Raw genomic sequence first — 18275 nt, forward strand, 5'->3', positions numbered from 1 at the left:
ATGATACCATAGACCGCCCATACGTCTAATAGAGATAGCCTGTAAGAGAGAGCTTCTATGCCTGCCAATGATTTACCCGCCACACTTAACTCTGATACTCATACTAAGCAGCTACCTGTAGTAGAAGGTCAGCTTGATCACAGCTTTGCTACCATTGACTGGCAAATGCCTTGGTTATCGCATATCACTCAATTGAGTTATATCAGCAACACGATTGAGCGCCTTAGTCACTCGAAATCACAGAGAAATAGCTTGGATGGTTCGAATGATTCAAAAGGTTTGGATAATGTGAAAAGTCCAAATAGACACGATATAAATGCTTCTGATATCAATACGCCTGACACGATTGCCAAAGTCTTAAAAACGGCGATGCTGCAGCAGGCTGAACATTTGCAACAGCCGTTACCACATACCAAACCAGCTCATGACCACAAATCTCAGACGCTACAATTCGTCTCTCAAAATGCATTGCCCGATGGCGAAGCTTACGAGCATTTTATCGGGACGAGCGGCAATATTCCGACGCGGGACAACTTGCATGATTTGTTTAATGGCAGTATTTGGCTGACCTTCCCAAAGACTAAGGCTATGCTCAATTACTATCATATGCTAGAGATTGCCAAGCAAGGCATCAATGAGCGACGAGGACGTGTGCGTGACACTATTACTGTCTTTGATGAGAATGGCGCCGTGCTGGTGACTTCTGATGCTAGTATCGGTGAGGCGTTGGTTAGTTTTGACTGGCAGGCAAGTTTGGTGAAACCACGTGCTAAATGGGATAACCCAACCCAGCCTGATAACAGCGCTCAAGCCGCAGTTTATATCTTTGGGCATGCCCTGCTTGAGCAGTTGGTACACCCACGCAAACCTCTATGCGCTCACAGCATTGTCATTCACGTTGCACAAGAATTCTTTACCTTATCGTTAGCTGAACGTATGCGCTATTTGGATGACAAAGTTGCCGAATACATGGACACATTATTATCAAATGATGACGTCAAACCGCGCCAGCTTGCGCCGCTACCGATTTTAGGGGTGCCGCATTTTTGGGCAGAAAATGCAGATACTGACTTCTATGAGGACAGCTACGTGTTCCGCAGTGGACGACGTAAAAAAGACAAAAAATAAATAGGAAGGGGATTGCTTGAGAATAGCTCGCTAAACCGTTGTTACGTTTACGATTGTGCCACGATTCGACAACGTCCAGACGTTAACAAAGCCTTGTATGTTTGTTATGGTAAAAGGAAGTTTCTGTTAATCACTATAGATATGATTATCTCTTTTGTTAACACTGACTTCTATCAGACAGTTTTGCGAAACTGCGATATTGATTCAAGACAGATCAATCATTTATTGAGCCACTAGTCATACATAGACTTATAATAATTTATGTCCAGGATTTATAACAACGATAAGGAAGCTATCATGAGTGATATTTTTGATGTAAAAGACACCCTTTCGGTTGCTGGCAAGGAACATGCCTACTACAGCCTGCCAAAGCTGACCGAAACTTATGAGCATATCAAGACACTACCATTTTGTATGAAAGTGGTACTAGAAAACCTATTGCGTAACGAAGACGGTGGCCAGTCGGTTGGCAAAAACCATATCGAAGCGGTTGCCAACTGGGATGCAGGCGCTGAAGCGTCAAAAGAAATCGCCTTTATGCCAGCGCGTGTGGTATTGCAGGATTTCACTGGTGTACCTTCAGTAGTCGATTTGGCGGCGATGCGTGATGCAGTGGTCGAGCTTGGCGGTAAGGCTGAGCAGATCAATCCATTTATCCCTAGTGAGCTGGTCGTCGATCACTCTGTACAGGTCGATGCTTATGGTCGCGAAGATGCGCTAGATTTGAACGAAAAAATTGAATTTAAGCGTAATAATGAGCGCTATGAGTTTTTGCATTGGGGCAAGCAAGCCTTTGAAAACTTTGTCGTGGTGCCACCAGCGACAGGTATCGTGCATCAGGTTAACCTTGAGTATCTAGCCCGTGTGGTGATGGCAGCAGACGTCGATGGCGAGCTGACGGCTTATCCGGATACAGTATTTGGTACAGATAGTCATACCACGATGATTAATGGTATTGGCGTACTTGGCTGGGGTGTAGGCGGTATCGAAGCTGAAGCGGCGATGCTAGGCCAACCGTCATCAATGCTGATTCCACAGGTAGTCGGTTTTGAGTTAAAAGGTAAGCTAACCGAAGGCGTCACGGCGACCGATTTAGTATTACGTGTCGTTGAAATGCTGCGTGCACATGGCGTAGTGGGCAAGTTCGTCGAGTTTTATGGTGAAGGCTTACACAGTATGCCGCTAGCGGACCGCGCCACCATTGCCAACATGTCACCAGAGTATGGTGCGACTTGTGGTATTTTCCCAATTGACCAAATGGCGATTGATTACCTGCGTCTATCAGGTCGTGACGAAGAGCAGATTGAGCTGGTCGAAAAATATGCTAAGGCGCAAGGCTTATGGCATGATGCCGATACACCTGCGGCGACTTATTCAAGCAAATTAGAACTAGATCTATCGTCAGTACAGCCAGCACTTGCTGGTCCAAACTTGCCACAGCAGCGTATCAATTTGTCTGATATGCATGAGAAGTTTGGCGAAACGCTAGAAAAAATGACCAAAGATCGCAAGTCAGAAGTAGAAGGCAAAGTACGCTTTGATCAAGAAGGCGGCGAACAAGAGCAAGCTGAACACTTGGCAGCTGAACCGAATATCGAAGTTGATACCAGTGATGACAACGCAGGTTATGCGCCAGCAAATAATATCTTCTCAAATGTCAGCATCGATGACAAACAACACAAGCTACGAGACGGATCGGTAGTTATTGCCGCCATTACTTCTTGTACCAATACTTCAAACCCAGCGGTAATGATTGGTGCAGGTCTAGTGGCTAAAAAAGCTGCTGCCAAAGGTCTTAAAGCCAAGCCTTGGGTTAAGACATCGCTTGCACCCGGTTCTAAAGTGGTCACCGATTATTTAGAAAAAACCCATCTGATGGATGAGCTAGAAAAAACAGGCTTCTATTTAGTAGGTTATGGTTGTACGACATGTATCGGTAACTCAGGACCATTGTCAGAAGAGATTGAAAAAGGCATTGAAGAAAATGACTTAGTCGCGGCGGCGGTACTGTCTGGTAACCGTAACTTTGAAGGTCGTATTCACTCGCATGTCAAAGCCAGTTACTTAGCATCACCACCGTTGGTCGTTGCTTATGCGCTAGCCGGTACAGTCGATATCGATCTGACCACTCATCCATTAGGGCAAGACCAAGATGGCAATGATGTATTCCTAAAAGATATCTGGCCGACCTCAGAAGAGATTAACGAGTTGATTGCCAATAATATCGATGCTGACATGTTCCGCAAAAACTACGGCGAAGTGTTCGACGGTAGTGCAGCGTGGAACGCGATTAGCTCAGCGGACAGCCAACTGTACCCATGGGATGAAGGATCAACGTATATCAAGAACCCACCGTTCTTTGATGGGATGACTATGGAGCCAGAAGGTATTCCTGATATTGAAGGCGCACGTATCCTAGGTCTGTTCGGTGATTCAATCACCACCGATCATATCTCACCAGCGGGTAATATCGATCCAGATTCACCAGCAGGTCAGTATTTGCAAGAGCGCGGTGTGATGGAAGCAGACTTCAACAGCTATGGCTCACGCCGTGGTAACGATGCAGTTATGACTCGTGGTACTTTTGCCAACATCCGTATCAAAAATACCATGATGGGTGGTAAAGAAGGCGGTTATACCTATTACTTCAAAGATGACAGCGCTACGCTACAAGATGGCGAAGAAATGCCTATCTATAATGCAGCGATGAAGTATAAAGAAGATAAGCGTCCGCTCGTCGTACTGGGTGGGTCAGAGTATGGTTCTGGTTCGAGCCGTGATTGGGCAGCTAAAGGCACTATCTTGCTAGGCGTAAAAGCGGTGTTAACTAGCTCGTTTGAGCGTATTCATCGCTCAAACCTAGTCGGTATGGGCGTGCTGCCATTGACGTTTAAAGACGGTCAAAATGCAGAGACTTACAAACTAGATGGTTCTGAAGTTCTGAGCATCACAGGTCTGGACAATGGTGAGAGCAAAACAGCCACGGTTACGGCTACACGTGCTGACGGAACGGCAGAAACCTTTGAGGTAAATGTCGGTCTACAAACGCCAAAAGAGCGCGAATATGTGCGTCATGGCGGCGTATTACACTATGTACTACGTCAATTGGCTGCTGAGAGCAAAGAAGCAGGCTAGCAATTAGTTAAGCTTTATATGACAAAAAGCCCAATCTCCTTCAAAGTAGGGGATTGGGCTTTTTTATGGAAGACGTTTTTCTTCTTGTTACTTTACTCTTTAAGTCTTCTCAGTCAACAGCTTAATTCCTAGCCCCATAAATACGACACCACTTATTTTATTCATCATGGATTCAATTTTTGGATTCTCTCTTAGTTTTTTGCTGAACTTTGACGCCAACATTGCCAAACACAAGCACCATATAAAGCCTGTGGTGGCAAAAGTCAGTCCCAACATTAAAAATGACAGCATGCCATAAGCATAATTAGCGTCGATAAACTGAGGAAAAAACGCGAGAAAGAATAGAGCGACTTTTGGGTTAAAAGTATTGGTTAACACACCTTGCTTATATATTTGCCAACCATCTACAGCCTTTTGGCTAGTCACGTTCTGATCTTTGAATAAATTGTTTGCTATCGAGCTCGAGTTTTTGCTCAGTAGCATTTTTAGACCTAAATAACACAAATAGCTGGCCCCAATATACTTAACAATCATAAAAGCGGTAGGGGAGTTGGCAAGTAATACGGACAATCCTAGCGCCGCCAATAACGTATGTACCAAAATACCCGAAGTAATGCCAAGAACAGAATAAACCCCTGCTGTTTGCCCCTGTGAGACACTACGGGTGATGATGTACATGCTATCTGTACCTGGCGTTAGGTTTAACAAAATAGCCGCTAAAATAAACCCTAGATAATTCTCGATACCAAACATAGCAATCACTTCCCTTTAATCACGCTAAGCCCAATAATTTATATTAGGTAGGTGCACTTTATCAATACGCTCGTCAGATCGATATTAACGAGTATTAGATAGGTTGGCAATAGCGCTATCAACAGTAAGCTAGCAGCTATTAATAATAAGCTAACGACAACAGAATAGAGGGTTTTAAGAAATGACAGATATAAAAAAGCCCAGTCACCGTATGATGACTGGGCTTTTTTATTGTTCGCTTATTAGTCTGATCTGATGCTAAGCAAAAGTGCTAATAAGTGACGCCGAATAGTGGCGTCCCCAGGGGGATTCGAACCCCCGTTACCGCCGTGAAAGGGCGGTGTCCTAGGCCTCTAGACGATGGGGACGCATAGAGTGTTATAACCAGTGGTTACAACGGTACTTCACAATATCAGATAGCTTATTAAATAAGCATTGACTAGGTGCTGATATCGTCCTACTAGCGAGTATTTATTATTACGTTTCAGTAATACTGAGCGTTGCTATAAATAAGTATGGTGGAGCTAAACGGAGTCGAACCGTTGACCCCTTGCATGCCATGCAAGTGCTCTACCAACTGAGCTATAGCCCCTCGCTAAGAGTGTGCGTATTTTATGTAAGAGCAGCAGTCTTGTCAACAACTATTTTAAAAATAATGCATAAATATGCAAAAAAAAGTAATTTAGACTATTTTAAAGGCTCAATAGGCCCAAATTAGCGTGGATTTTGCTTAAGTGCGATCTCTTTGATGGCTTTATCAGTATAAAACTCTTCTTCGCTACCATCAGAAAAAATAATCGCACAGCATTCAGTTGGCATATATTGGCCGCCTTTTTCTCTGATCGTTCTGATACCTTTGACGCCAATGATGTCATATTCGCCCAATTTATCTAGATTATGCTTGGTGTAGCCACAGTACGTGGTGTATATCCATTTAAAATCTTCGAAGTCTTGACCTGTCGTCAGGGTTAGGTTTGCCTCAAAAAGCTCTTTGACGATGGCATCATAATATTTCTGTGCTTCTTTTAGCGTGTTAAAGACATAATCTTTGCTTTCTATTGTGATGGTTTTAGCGGCCATGTTTATTTCCAATTGAAATATTTAATAAAAGACGTTTAATAATACGAGGGTAGTTGTACTGATTAACAACGAAAAAAGGGCCAGAGATGGCCTGACCCTTTTACATTCGACAAGTTTAGCTAGTTAACTGTTTAGTAGATAAGTTGTTCAGCTTCTGAACTATTCAGCAGCAGCTAAGAAATCTGGCAATTCTGCCGCTTGTTTCTCAAGTTTTTTCAGTTTCTTTTTACCGAGGCCGCCTAGTACATCAACTGCATGACGCAAGCGAGTCAGGGTCATGTCAGCGCCGATAATTGCCATAGAGTTCATGACTGGCGTCGATGAAGTGCTACCAGCGATAGCGATAAAGAACGGCGCCATAAAGTCGCGCATCTTGATATCCAGATGAGCAGCAAGGCCTTTTAGCGTGGCATAAATGTTTTCTTCTGACCAAGTTGGCAAGACTTCTAATTGCCAAAGCGCTAATTGCAGCATCTCGATAACTTGCTCAGGCGTGAGTGATTTATGAGTGAAACTCTCAGCATTGATATCAGGTAGGTTTTGGAAGTAGAAACCACCCCAATTAACCGCATCAGACAATAGCTCGATACGTGGTTGAATCGCCGCTGCGATAGCGGTTAGCTTGTCACTGTTGCTGGCCCACTCAAGGATTTTATTCTTTAATTCTTCAGGGCTAAGCGCACGTAGCCATTCGGCATTGAGCCAGTTTAGCTTTTCGATATCGAAAATAGGGCCACCAAGCGACACACGCTGAATATCAAAGCTGGCAATCATCTCTTCTAGCGTAAACTGCTCAGCATCATTAGGCATTGAGTAGCCCATACGACCGAGATAGTTTAGCAGCGCTTCAGGTAGCACGCCTGCATCACGATAGTAGGTGATAGAGGTTGGGTTTTTGCGTTTAGACAGTTTTGACTTATCAGGGTTACGCAGTAGCGGCATGTGGCAAAGCGTTGGCATTTCCCAACCAAAATAATCATAAAGCAGTTGATGCTTAGGCGCAGAGTTCAGCCACTCTTCACCGCGCATCACATGAGTGATTTCCATCAGATGGTCATCGACGACGTTAGCTAAATGATACGTTGGCATACCGTCTGTTTTTAACAGTACTTGCATATCGACTTGAGTCCAAGGGAACTCAACGGTGCCACGTAGCATGTCTTGTACCTGACAAGTGCCTTCGGTCGGTACACGCATACGAATCACGTGCGGTTTGCCCTCGCTTACCAATTGCTCAGTTTTTTCTGGTGCAAGATGAGCACAGCGACCATCATAACGAGGAGTCTCGCCACTGGCCATTTGTTCAGCGCGCATGGCATCTAACTCTTCAGGGGTACAAAAACAGCGGAACGCATGGTCTTTTTCTATGAGTATCTCGGCGTGTTTTTTGTAGATATCGCTACGCTCGCTCTGACGATAAGGGGCGTGTGGGCCACCAATATCTGGGCCCTCGCTCCAATCCAGACCAACCCAGCGTAGGGCATCCAAAATCATTTGTTCTGATTGCTCAGTTGAGCGAGTCTGATCAGTGTCTTCGATACGTAAGATGAATTCACCGCCGTGAGCTTTGGCAAAAGCCAAGTTAAACAGGGCAATATAGGCAGTACCTACGTGTGGGAAGCCAGTTGGTGATGGGGCGATACGCGTACGTACAGGGTGCGTGCTGTCAGTAGAGGTTTGCATGATAAAAGTCTCAAAGTTTGCTATCGATATAAGCTATTAGTATAAATAGCGATGAAAGATATGAAGTCGATGTTAAGAAATAGCGTAAAATATAGCGCTAGTATAACAGAGACATGTGATATTTTTAATGAAAAGCCCTTCTAGTGCTTGACTACAGGTGTATCCTTGCGATAATAATGCTAAGCAAGTCATAACTTGTTTATTTTCATCTAATTACTGGCCAGTACGGTCGTCATCTATTGAGTTGTTTGTGTCCCTATCAAAGTCTAAGCCAAAATCGAAAGCCAGTCCTTCTGCCGCCGCTGATCTCTCTGAGTCAGTGTCTAGTCCTTCTGCTATAAAGGATGCGTCTACGCAAGATGTCGATCTGGATGTTACTCACGCCCGTCATGAGGGCGATATCACGTCTGATGTATTAAGTTTTGTCCATGATGCGGTGCTGCTGCAAGAGACTGTCGCTGCAGTGCTCGGCGTAAAATCCTTGCCTAAGCAAACAGAAGGCGACCAAAATAGCTTAAATATAAGTGGTATCTATGTTGATGCGACCTTTGGTCGTGGTGGTCATAGCCGACTGCTATTAAGTCAACTCGCTGAAGATGCCACACTAATTGTCTTCGATAAAGATCCGACAGCCATCAGCGTGGCGCAAGAGCTGGCAAGCAAAGACAGACGTGTGCGTGTGGTTCACGATAGTTTCGCAACGTTGACCGACAGTCTGGCTGCTATGGGCATCACTGAAGTTGATGGCTTGATGGCGGATTTGGGCATTTCATCTCCGCAGATTGATGACGGTAGTCGCGGCTTTAGCTTTATGCGTGATGGGGCAGTAGACATGCGTATGGACACCAGTCGAGGCCAGTCAGTTGCCGAATGGCTCGAGAAAGTCGATGATGAAACGTTGGCCAATGTGCTTTATGAGTTTGGCGAAGAGCGTCACAGTCGCCGTATTGCACGTGCTATCAAACAGATGGAGAGCTACGAGTCTACGCTTGAGCTGGCAGAAGTGATCAAGGTAGCGCATCCCAACTGGCAGCGCGGCAAACATCCAGCGACGCAAAGCTTTCAGGCCATGCGTATTTTTATTAATAATGAGCTGGGCGATGTTGACGACTTTTTAGCGCAAAGCATTCCTATCTTAAAGTCAGGTGGGCAGCTTGCGGTCATTAGCTTTCACTCATTAGAAGATCGCCGTATCAAGCAGTTTTTGCAGCGACATAGCAAAGGCCAATATCCAGAAGACGAAAACCTGCCAATGCCGCCGAATCGTCCACGCTATTTTAGCAAGCCAAAACGTGTCGGCCCAAGCAAAGCTGAAACGAGTCAAAACCCGCGCGCGCGTAGTGCATGGTTGCGTATGGCAACGCGTACTGATACAGCTTATGAGCAGACAACAGGGCTATAGAAGAACATCATGACGGCATAAGTCATAGTCGAATATGATTATTGAGTAGTCTAAGATTGCTAATGTTTGTCTAAATGATGCGCAAATGTCCTAATGGCTACGCCACTGTTAAAAATCTGTAAATATTGTCTGTTAGGCTCAGCAGTTGGTTTTTATCTGCTTAATAGTTGAGTGGCTTTATATGTAGTACAGCCATGCAACGTGTTTGGTTGTGGCATGACCTATTGATAGCCATGAGTTGTGATGACTTGTGGCTCCTGAATATATTGGCTATTGGATGTGTTTTTTACATTCGGTTTTTTAGGTTTAGTTTTTACAGTTATAAGTGTCTTTGGTTTTATATTTATCGATGGTATGACCGAATAATGACACGTTCATCTTTCGCAATCCGTTATCTACTCTATCGTTTACGTTCACCTTTTTGAGATCGTCATGGCAATATCTGACAAACCTGCGAATCGCCGCACTGCTACACCTTATAATACCGATGTCGGCGAGCTGTTCGTGCGCCGGTTTAATGTGGTGAGCATTTATGTGGTCGTGCTACTGCTATTGGCAGCCACGATTGTATGGAGTGGTATCAAAACTGCCGAAGAAGTTCAGCAATATCATCAGGACTACAAAACTTTGCAAGACATGAAAAAACAAGAACGTAAGCTACAAGTAGAGCATCAGCGTCTATTGATTGAGCAGCAAACCTTTAGCGCCACTCCGCAGATTGCCAGTCGAGCGGTTGCTGAATTGGGTATGTATTCGCCAACATTAAAGGATAAGTTGATTATTCAGCCTGGTGTTGCGACTGCATTGGTGCCAGTGGTTACGGAAGACTCAGATGAAGATATGTCTGACGTAGTTGGGCCACGTGCCTCTACCGACATCTCTCCTGAAGAACCAGCGACGGAGGCAGGACAATGAGTGAGAAAAAGCCTAAATCCACCGCAAAAAACACTAGCAAGAAACCAGCCAGCGGCAAGGTAACCAAACCTCTCCGCCGAGCCAGTGCTGCTAAGTCTGGTCAGACGAGCAGCAAGCCCGATAAAGCTGCAAGCAATCGTAAGGCCAAACTATTCGGACGCATCAAAAAAAGCGATACCCAAGGGGCTTACACCAGTGTAAAAAACCGCAAGAGCAAAATGGTTTTTTCGAGCAAAGCGTCAGGTGCTTCTGCTCTCGGTGGTTTCGAACAAGACAAAAACCGTTTTCGTATGGTCTGGGGTCTAGCGCTGGTCATATTAGCGCTATTGATTAGCCGCGCCTATTATATTCAGGTTGCTAATGCACAGTTTTATCAAGACAAAGGTAATGAGCTCATTACCAGTGAGCGCACCCAAAAATCCTATCGCGGTATGATTACCGACCGTAATAATCTACCGCTTGCAGTCAGTGCGCCGCTCGCGACTGTTTCGTTTAGTCCACATGATTATTCTCGTGAATATTACGAGCTAAAGCGCATTATCATTACCAATCCTAGCAGTCCACAATTACAGGCGCGTATGCAAAAGCGTCTGGATAATATGGACCTGACAAAGCTAGCCGCTGCTGCCAATATCTCGGTCGATGAGTTGAAAAAAGTCACTGCTATTGATGACAGTATTGATGTGACCGATGAGAAAGCCGTAAAAGCTGCTTTACCATCTGGTGCGGGCTCACACTATTTGCCACTGCTTAATAAGGTCACACCTGAGATTGCCCAAAGCGTCAGCTCACTTGATTTCCCAGGCGTCTACGAAAAGAATTTCTTTCAGCGTTATTATCCACAGCCACAGTCCAATGCACAGCTACTGGGCTTTATGGGTCAAAACGCCAAAGATCCTGAAGGCGGTTACGAAGGCCGTGCTGGTATTGAGCGTCAGTATGAAAAAGATCTGGCGGGTGATGATGGGAAAGTTTTGGTTCTAAAAGATGCTAAACAAAACAGCCTAAAAGAAATCAAACAAATCGAGCCAGAAGTACCTGGCAAAGATGTGGCATTAACGATTGATTCGCGTTTACAGTATTTGCTGTATAAAGAGCTAGAAAAGGCTGGGCGTTTGCAAAAAGCACGCTGGTCAACGGGTATGATCGTTGATGTGCAGACTGGTGAAGTGTTGGCATTATCAACATGGCCGTCGTTTAACTCAAACAACCTTAATGAGATGACGGGTGAAAACCAGCGTAACCGCGCACTGTTAGATGTGTTTGAGCCAGGTTCGGTGATGAAACCGTTTACCGTGGCGGCAGCGCTAGACTCGGGTAAATATACGCCGACAACTTTGATTGATACCAATCCCGGTTCGATTCGCGTACGTGGCTATACCATTCGAGATCATAATAATTTGGGTATGATTAACATGGCAACGCTACTACAGAAATCTAGTAACGTTGCCTCTACCAAGATTGCGCTATCACTGCCAGCCGATGCTATTAGTAATATGCAACGACAGTTTGGCTTTGGCTCAAAAACACCTTTGCAGTTCCCAGGTGAGGGTAGTGGTTTGATCGTTACGCCAAAAGAGAAAGAAACCTCGCGCCGTGCGACGGTTAGTTATGGTTACGGTCTGCAAGTGACATTGGCGCAGGTTGCACAGGCGTACTCAGCCCTAGCAGCAGGTGGGGTCATGCATCCATTAACTTTAATTAAAGATGACAAGTCGCAGCCAAGCAAACGCATTATGGCGCATGAGCAAGCAATGTCTATCGTACAGATGCTTGAGAGCGTGACTGAGCCTGGTGGTACGGCGAAAGCCGCCGCCATTGATGGGTATCGCGTGGCAGGTAAGACAGGTACGTCACGCCGTATCAATCCAGATGGTGGCTACTATACCGACCAGTATCGTAACGTCTTTGCTGGCATGGCACCTGCATCCAATCCAAAGCTGGTAGGCGTAATGCTTATTGAAGACCCACGTGGTCAAATTTATGCTGGTCTAACGGTCGCCCCTGTCTTCCATAATGTGATGAAAGAAGCATTACGATTGTATAATGTGCCTTTGGATAAGCCACTAAAAACGGAAGCGCAGTAAGCGTTCAATTATTTTAAATGTCCAGTTCTACTGAGCTGACACGTTTTAACTGTTTAGGATTTATCTATGACTATATCATCGCTAGATAGCGCTACTGTTACTTTACAACAGCTTATAGATGCCAATAAAAGTCAGCAGCAAAAACTGGCTGAGCAGCTTACAGCGATGATAGCAGCATCGATGCAGGAAGCATCCAATCAGGTAGGTTCAGATCAATCCCAGTCTATTGCCCATATTCCGTTTCAACAGTTTCGCTTGGATAATCGCCAATTGGAAGTGAACGACGTATTTGTCCTGTTAAAAAGCCAAACAGCCAACCCTCAAAAAAGTCGCGATTATCTACTGCAAGCCGCTGAGCAAGCTGCGTTTATTCTCTCAGAAATTGATCCTAGTATTTTGCTTAGCGAAGCAAAAAGTTCCTCAAATGCCAGTAGTGAACCGCAGACAGATAGTATCGCTAGTATGCAGCAAATAGCAGCATTGCCATGCCCGGTCTTATACGTTCCTAATATTCGCGACTTTTTGGGTAGCTTAATTCAAGTGCGCCTGCAATATCAGCAGCCAGTGACTCTACCGACCGTGGTTGCGGTGACTGGTACGAATGGTAAAACAACCATCAGTCAACTAGTGGCACAGCTTACTCAGTTGATGGGTCAGAGTAGCGCGGTGATGGGTACGGCAGGTAATGGTAGACTTGGTGCTCTGGTGCAAGCCAGTCATACCACGGGCGATGCTTTAGCTGTCCAGCAGTTCTTATATCAAATGGGAACAGAAAAGGCAGAAATATTGGCATTAGAGGCCAGCTCTCACGGGTTAGATCAGCAACGTCTACAAGGTATGCCAGTCACTGTAGCGATTTATACCAATTTGAGCCGTGACCATTTAGACTATCATGCTGATATGGCAGAATATGCCGCTGCCAAAGCAAAGCTGTTTGATAAAGCCCATTTCCCAGATTTGACCCATGCCATTATCAACATCGATGATGAGCACGCTCAAGTTATGTTAGATATGGCAAATGATAGCGGTTTGACGGTATGGACATACAGTTTGGATTCATCAAAAGCTGCTACTTTTGTTGCCGCTGATATCACGCCCAGTCTGCAAGGCGTCAAAATAAATCTGCGTACTGATTTTGGCGATGACAAAGCTGACAACATAGAGATTGTCAGTCCATTATTAGGTCGATTCAATGTAGCCAATTTGCTCGCAGCGATAGCAGCTGTCGTAGCACTTGATACTAATTTGGCTATAAATATTGAGCGTATTGCACCTGCTGTTGCACAGTTGCAAGGTGCGGTTGGGCGTATGCAGCGTGTACCATCAAATGATGGCTGCTTTATCGTTGATTATGCGCATACTCCAGATGCGCTAAGCCAAGTGCTGGCAAGTTTAAAAACCCACTGTAAAGGTCAGCTATGGGCAGTATTTGGTTGCGGCGGAGATCGTGATGCAGGCAAGCGACCGTTGATGGCGCAAGCAGGTCTAGAAGGTGCTGATCAAGTTATTTTGACCGCGGATAATCCACGTACCGAAGACCCAAATGTAATTTTGCAAGATATGCAGGCTGGTATGACCGCTGAGCAATATCAACGAACCCATATCGAGCCTGCCCGCCAAACCGCTATTGAGTATGCAGTTAGTCACTCAGGTGTAGATGATATCGTTGTCATCGCAGGCAAAGGTCATGAGACCTATCAAGAGATTAATAACGTTCGCTATGATTTCGATGACAGTGTTGTGTTGCAGCAGGCGTTGAGTCAGGCGGGACGTGTGTAATTGATTGGCTTTCAATACATGCATTAGTAAAAATTGATCATTAAATATAAAAATTAAGTAGTCATCATATAAGGTAATCATTATGACAGCCGACACCGATAATACTGCCCAGTCGCAAGGGCTCTATGTCTGGCAAATGGACAATCTGCTCGCAGCGACCACGTCGCTCGATGGGCAGTGGCAACTACCACAAGGCTATGCAGCAGAGCAGACTGCTTTAGCCAGTAAACGTATAGCCACCGATACCCGTACGATAAAGCCAGGCGATATATTTTTGGCGCTAAGCGGCGATAATTTCGATGGACATGATTATATTGAGACAGCGATGTCTAAAGGCGCTGTTGCCGCTGTCGTCTCGCGTCCTATCTCGTTGTCCGGCCCAAATGCTATTCCGCAATTGGTGGTCAGCGATACCCGTTTGGCGCTAGGTCAATTGGCAGCATATCGTCGTCAGCAGCATCCAGATTTAACCGTGATTGCTATTACGGGTTCTAGTGGCAAGACTACTTGCAAAGAAATGCTAGGAAGTATCTTTGGTAGATTGGCACCGACCTTGATTACTCGTGGTAACCTTAATAACGATTTGGGTGTGCCAATGATGTTGCTTGAGCTATCAGATCATCATCGTTACGCTATTTTGGAGTTGGGCGCAAATCATATTGGCGAGATTGCTTATACGACTGAAATTGTTCAGCCTGATGTGGCCTGTATCTTAAACATCGGTACAGCGCATTTGGGCGAGTTCGGTAGCCGTGAAGGTATTTGCCAAACCAAGGCTGAGATTTACCATACGTTGACGGACGCGCAGTTTGCGATTGTTCCTGATAAGGATGATTTTACCAATCAGTTGCGTCGTATCGCTGAAAAGCACACCTCGCATGTGATTGGCTTTGGTAATACGGACGTAAGCGCAAGCCATCTAGATGTAGAGCCTGAGCGTAGTGAGTTTAAGCTACATATCGGTAACCAAATCCATGATATCAACTTGCCATTGGCAGGTGAGCACAATGTCAATAATGCCTTAGCTGCTGCTGCCTGTGCGCATGCGCTAAATATTGAAGTAAGTGACATTGTGATTGGACTCGAAAACGCACGTCCTGCTAAAGGTCGTCTAAATAGCCAGATACTTGGTATGCATCGTCTTATTGATGATACTTATAATGCCAACCCTCATTCGGTACGTGCTGCTGCCAAAGTATTGGCTGCGCAAACAGGTACGCAGGTCATGGTGCTAGGCGATATCGGTGAGCTAGGAGAGGCGGCTATCAGTGAGCATCAAAGCTTGGGTCGTACTATTGCGACCACGGGTATCAACGTGCTGCTTTGTGTGGGCGAGTATGCCCCTTATACCGTTGCGGGTGCGCAAGAGGTGTCTGATATCAGTGCTCATGCCTTTGCTGACAAAGACAATCTATTACAGTATTTACAGCCGTATTTGCAAGCGCAACAAGCTAAGCCTTGTACTGTGTTGTTCAAAGGCTCTCGTTCCATGGGAATGGAAACACTTATTCATGCGCTAGTAGAGGAGTAGGCGGTGTTAGTTTGGTTGTTCGGCTGGCTTGGCCAGTATTATACGCCGTTTTCTGCGGTTTCTTCGTTGACGCTGCGAGCATTGCTTGCCGTTGTTACCGCCCTTGTATTTAGTATGATGTTTGGTGGCCGTGTCATTCGGCACTTGCGTTCGCTCAAATATGGTCAGGCCATTCGTAATGATGGGCCTCAATCGCATTTGGCCAAGACTGGTACGCCAACCATGGGCGGGGTATTAATCCTAAGTGCGATTGGTATATCGACGCTACTATGGGCACGACTAAACAATCCTTATGTTTGGATTTTGCTCGTGGTTATGGTTATCTTCGGCGCCGTAGGTTGGGCAGATGATTGGCTAAAAATAAAGTACAAAGATCCAAAAGGCTTAATCGCTCGCAAAAAGTATTTTTGGTTGTCTATGGGTGCATTGTTTGTCGGTGTGTCTTTGTATTATATCGCCACGCTACAACCAGATATTAATACCACGCGTGAGATGCAGGATCTGCTATTGCCAGTATTCAAAGACTGGATGATTCCATTTTCAGCAGTGCCATTTGGTATTGGCTTCATCATCTTTACCTATTTTGTGATTAATGGCGCTTCTAACGCAGTCAATCTAACCGATGGTTTGGATGGTTTGGCGATTTTGCCAGTCGTTCTCGTCGCTGCAGGTTTGGGTGCGATGGCCTATGTATCAGGCGATGTGCGCTTTGCTGATTACTTGCATGTACCTTATATTCCTTACAATTCCGAAGTCATCATCGTCTGTGGTTCAATGGTCGGAGCAGGTCTTGGTTTCTTATGGTTCAACGCGCATCCAGCACAAGTCTTTATGGGTGATGTTGGCGCGCTAGCGCTAGGTGCAATGCTAGGTACTATTGCCGTGATGACCCGCCAAGAGATTGCCTTTGCGATTATGGGTGGTTTGTTTGTCGCAGAAGCGCTATCGGTGATGTTGCAAGTTGGCTCGTATAAACTGCGCAAAAAACGCGTCTTCCGTATGGCACCGCTGCATCATCACTTTGAGGAAATTGGCTGGAAAGAAACGCAAGTGGTGGCGAGATTTTGGATCATTGCCATTATTCTTGTCATCCTTGGGCTAATGACGCTAAAGCTACGTTAAGCTATAACAATCGAATATCTATATGGATATCAATTTGCAAAAATCCAGAAAGCCGTTTCAATCATGATTGAGACGGCTTTTTGTCGCTCAAGACACATGAATTTTGTTAGAATGCGAAGCATATTGCTATCAATTTGAGATGCCCGTGTCGTTATTTATTTGTCCACTTTGTCAGTCACCACTACAGCCTGCCGCCGATACTTGGCGCTGTGATGGCAGTTTGAATCCCAAACAGACTTCACATCCCTTTGATGTAGCGCGTCAAGGCTATGTCAACCTGCTGCCAGTACAACATAAAAAGTCCAAAGCACCTGGGGATAGCCAAGAATCTATCGATGCACGTAAGCGGTTTTTAAATCATGGTCACTACGCACCACTCCAAAACCTAATTAGTCAAAAAATGGCAGAATTGCTGTCTAACGATGAGCTCATAAACGAGCAAGATAGCAAGCCGGTCAATTGGCTCGATATTGGCTGCGGAGAAGGCTATTACACACAGGCAATGGCGCAAACGGGCTCAGATGTTATAGATACGCTGATAGCTGCTGACATCAGTAAGCCTGCAGTGGTTGAGCTGGCCAAAGTCAGTAAACTAGCAGGTCATCTATGGTATCAGCCGCGCAAAGAAGATACTGCCAAGACGACAGCGATCTATCCATTAGTGACCAGTGCTGCACATCTACCGTTACGCCCGCACAGTATGACGGGTATTAGTAGTATCTTTAGCCCTATTTTGCCCGAGGCATTCGACAATGTATTGATGGATGATGGCTATTTAATCATTGCCAAACCTGATATCGGGCATTTGGCAACGATGCGTGATGCGCTATTTGATGATGTGCGTGAGCATGATTCTGATAAATTTTTGCAAGAATTAGCACCGTATTTTACGTTGGCTGAGACTTGCCGTGTCAGTAAGGAGCTGACATTATCCGCAGAGAATTTGGCTGATTTGATGACGATGACACCTTATGCGTACCGTGCCCGCAGCGAAAAAAGGCAAGCGCTACTGGCAGCCGTAGAAACAGCAGCATTTAGCACAAAGGCAAAGTTTGTGGTTTATATTTTGCAGAAAACGTCTGTTTAGCACATTTAGAGCATAGCAGTATGAAGTATTGCCATGCTCGTTTTAAACATTAACCAGAAATTTCTAATGAGTTAGGTTTTTCGAATAGCAGAAAGGTCGATACAGAAGTTTTAGCCTAACCGTCTCTGTATTTGCATTATTTATCAATCAGCTAGTCATTCGCGTTTTTATAAATATCCTGTCTACGATGCTTACCGATAAAGCGTAAATACGCTGCCATTTAACCAAACATTACGCCAACACTTAACATGCCTTTAAGCGCGCATGCCCTCGTAACAATCGCAACCTTTCTTCAAGTTTCATAAATCTACTTAATACTAGAATCATTTATCATTCTCTTTGTCGATAGAGTAAAGCTTTATCACGATAGTTCATTTAACACTAAGTGAATTATCTATAACGACACTAAATATAAATTCAAAGGAATAAAATGATGAAAAAGATACTAGGGCGTGTCTTCAATTCATCTTACAATGAACGATAGTACACGCCAGATAAAGCATTGACTTAAAATTACGCGCTAACTTCTCATAGCGAGTGGCGATACTACGAAAGTGTTTAAGCCTTGCAAAC

At 45.0% G+C, this 18275-nt stretch carries 12 protein-coding genes, 2 tRNA genes and 1 pseudogene; 9 read left to right on the forward strand and 6 right to left on the reverse strand.

From position 1 onward, the window contains the following. The first annotated feature begins 57 nt into the window (after positions 1 to 57). Together QL898_RS12510 and QL898_RS12515 are read left to right on the forward strand one after the other, a co-directional pair. Complete coding sequence (locus QL898_RS12510) at positions 58 to 1128, forward strand: DUF3025 domain-containing protein (RefSeq protein ID WP_201548434.1); 1071 nt, start codon at positions 58 to 60, stop codon at positions 1126 to 1128. A gap of 297 nt (positions 1129 to 1425) precedes the next feature. Then, positions 1426 to 4263: an aconitate hydratase gene (locus QL898_RS12515; protein ID WP_290177046.1), complete on the forward strand. Its 2838-nt coding sequence runs from the start codon at positions 1426 to 1428 to the stop codon at positions 4261 to 4263. Positions 4264 to 4362: 99 nt separating this feature from the next. Here the strand turns inward: QL898_RS12515 and QL898_RS12520 are convergent, their stop codons facing one another. The 5 genes from QL898_RS12520 to gltX all read right to left on the reverse strand — a co-directional run bounded on the left by QL898_RS12520 (position 4363) and on the right by gltX (position 7782). Then, positions 4363 to 5016, reverse strand: coding sequence for a LysE family translocator (locus tag QL898_RS12520; RefSeq protein WP_201548431.1), 654 nt, complete (start codon positions 5014 to 5016; stop codon positions 4363 to 4365). Positions 5017 to 5308: 292 nt separating this feature from the next. Beyond that, positions 5309 to 5384: transfer RNA gene (locus QL898_RS12525), tRNA-Glu, on the reverse strand. A 148-nt stretch (positions 5385 to 5532) separates the two neighbouring features. Then, positions 5533 to 5608, reverse strand: a tRNA-Ala gene (locus tag QL898_RS12530). A gap of 122 nt (positions 5609 to 5730) precedes the next feature. Beyond that, the gene (locus tag QL898_RS12535; RefSeq protein WP_290177047.1) at positions 5731 to 6096 is read right to left on the reverse strand and encodes a hypothetical protein; all 366 of its coding nucleotides are present in this window, start codon (positions 6094 to 6096) and stop codon (positions 5731 to 5733) included. Between the two features lie 159 nt (positions 6097 to 6255). Beyond that, the gene (gltX, locus tag QL898_RS12540; protein WP_290177052.1) at positions 6256 to 7782 is read right to left on the reverse strand and encodes a glutamate--tRNA ligase; all 1527 of its coding nucleotides are present in this window, start codon (positions 7780 to 7782) and stop codon (positions 6256 to 6258) included. A gap of 397 nt (positions 7783 to 8179) precedes the next feature. On the opposite strand from gltX, the gene rsmH reads away from it, so the two are divergent. The 7 genes from rsmH (at position 8180) to QL898_RS12575 (ending at position 17702) form a co-directional block, all read left to right on the forward strand. Beyond that, positions 8180 to 9181 carry a 16S rRNA (cytosine(1402)-N(4))-methyltransferase RsmH gene (rsmH, locus tag QL898_RS12545; protein ID WP_290177053.1) on the forward strand — a complete coding sequence of 334 codons (1002 nt, stop codon included), beginning with the start codon at positions 8180 to 8182 and terminating at the stop codon, positions 9179 to 9181. Positions 9182 to 9613: 432 nt separating this feature from the next. After that, complete coding sequence (locus QL898_RS12550; protein WP_290177048.1) at positions 9614 to 10096, forward strand: cell division protein FtsL; 483 nt, start codon at positions 9614 to 9616, stop codon at positions 10094 to 10096. Then, the gene (locus QL898_RS12555; RefSeq protein WP_057762051.1) at positions 10093 to 12183 is read left to right on the forward strand and encodes a penicillin-binding protein 2; all 2091 of its coding nucleotides are present in this window, start codon (positions 10093 to 10095) and stop codon (positions 12181 to 12183) included. The genes QL898_RS12550 and QL898_RS12555 overlap by 4 nt, the downstream gene beginning before the upstream one ends. Positions 12184 to 12249: 66 nt before the next feature. Then, a complete protein-coding gene (locus QL898_RS12560) occupies positions 12250 to 13962 on the forward strand; it encodes a UDP-N-acetylmuramoyl-L-alanyl-D-glutamate--2,6-diaminopimelate ligase (protein ID WP_290177049.1) in 1713 nt (570 codons plus the stop codon). Positions 13963 to 14044: 82 nt separating this feature from the next. Further along, positions 14045 to 15493, forward strand: a complete 1449-nt coding sequence (gene murF / locus QL898_RS12565) for a UDP-N-acetylmuramoyl-tripeptide--D-alanyl-D-alanine ligase (protein WP_290177050.1) — start codon at positions 14045 to 14047, stop codon at positions 15491 to 15493. 3 nt (positions 15494 to 15496) lie between these two features. Next, entirely contained in the window at positions 15497 to 16615 is a 1119-nt protein-coding gene (gene mraY, locus QL898_RS12570; protein ID WP_101205970.1) for a phospho-N-acetylmuramoyl-pentapeptide-transferase, read from the forward strand. 139 nt (positions 16616 to 16754) lie between these two features. Further along, positions 16755 to 17702 (forward strand): putative RNA methyltransferase, encoded by a 948-nt coding sequence (locus tag QL898_RS12575; protein WP_290177051.1) that lies wholly within the window; start codon positions 16755 to 16757, stop codon positions 17700 to 17702. Positions 17703 to 18160: 458 nt separating this feature from the next. On the opposite strand, the pseudogene QL898_RS12580 reads toward QL898_RS12575, so the two are convergent. Next, positions 18161 to 18275 (reverse strand): annotated as a pseudogene (locus QL898_RS12580) (IS5/IS1182 family transposase); the annotation flags it as partial.

This window comes from Psychrobacter sp. APC 3279 (assembly GCF_030407795.1).
Lineage (GTDB): Bacteria > Pseudomonadota > Gammaproteobacteria > Pseudomonadales > Moraxellaceae > Psychrobacter.

Excerpts from the sequence above, each read along its gene's own strand:
- QL898_RS12575 (WP_290177051.1), top strand. The coding sequence starts at position 16,755 with ATGCCCGTGTCGTTATTTATTTGTCCACTTTGTCAGTCACCACTACAG.
- QL898_RS12535 (WP_290177047.1), bottom strand. The coding sequence starts at position 6,096 with ATGGCCGCTAAAACCATCACAATAGAAAGCAAAGATTATGTCTTTAAC.
- QL898_RS12560 (WP_290177049.1), top strand. The coding sequence starts at position 12,250 with ATGACTATATCATCGCTAGATAGCGCTACTGTTACTTTACAACAGCTT.
- QL898_RS12515 (WP_290177046.1), top strand. The coding sequence starts at position 1,426 with ATGAGTGATATTTTTGATGTAAAAGACACCCTTTCGGTTGCTGGCAAG.
- QL898_RS12550 (WP_290177048.1), top strand. The coding sequence starts at position 9,614 with ATGGCAATATCTGACAAACCTGCGAATCGCCGCACTGCTACACCTTAT.
- QL898_RS12510 (WP_201548434.1), top strand. The coding sequence starts at position 58 with ATGCCTGCCAATGATTTACCCGCCACACTTAACTCTGATACTCATACT.
- murF (WP_290177050.1), top strand. The coding sequence starts at position 14,045 with ATGACAGCCGACACCGATAATACTGCCCAGTCGCAAGGGCTCTATGTC.
- QL898_RS12555 (WP_057762051.1), top strand. The coding sequence starts at position 10,093 with ATGAGTGAGAAAAAGCCTAAATCCACCGCAAAAAACACTAGCAAGAAA.
- QL898_RS12520 (WP_201548431.1), bottom strand. The coding sequence starts at position 5,016 with ATGTTTGGTATCGAGAATTATCTAGGGTTTATTTTAGCGGCTATTTTG.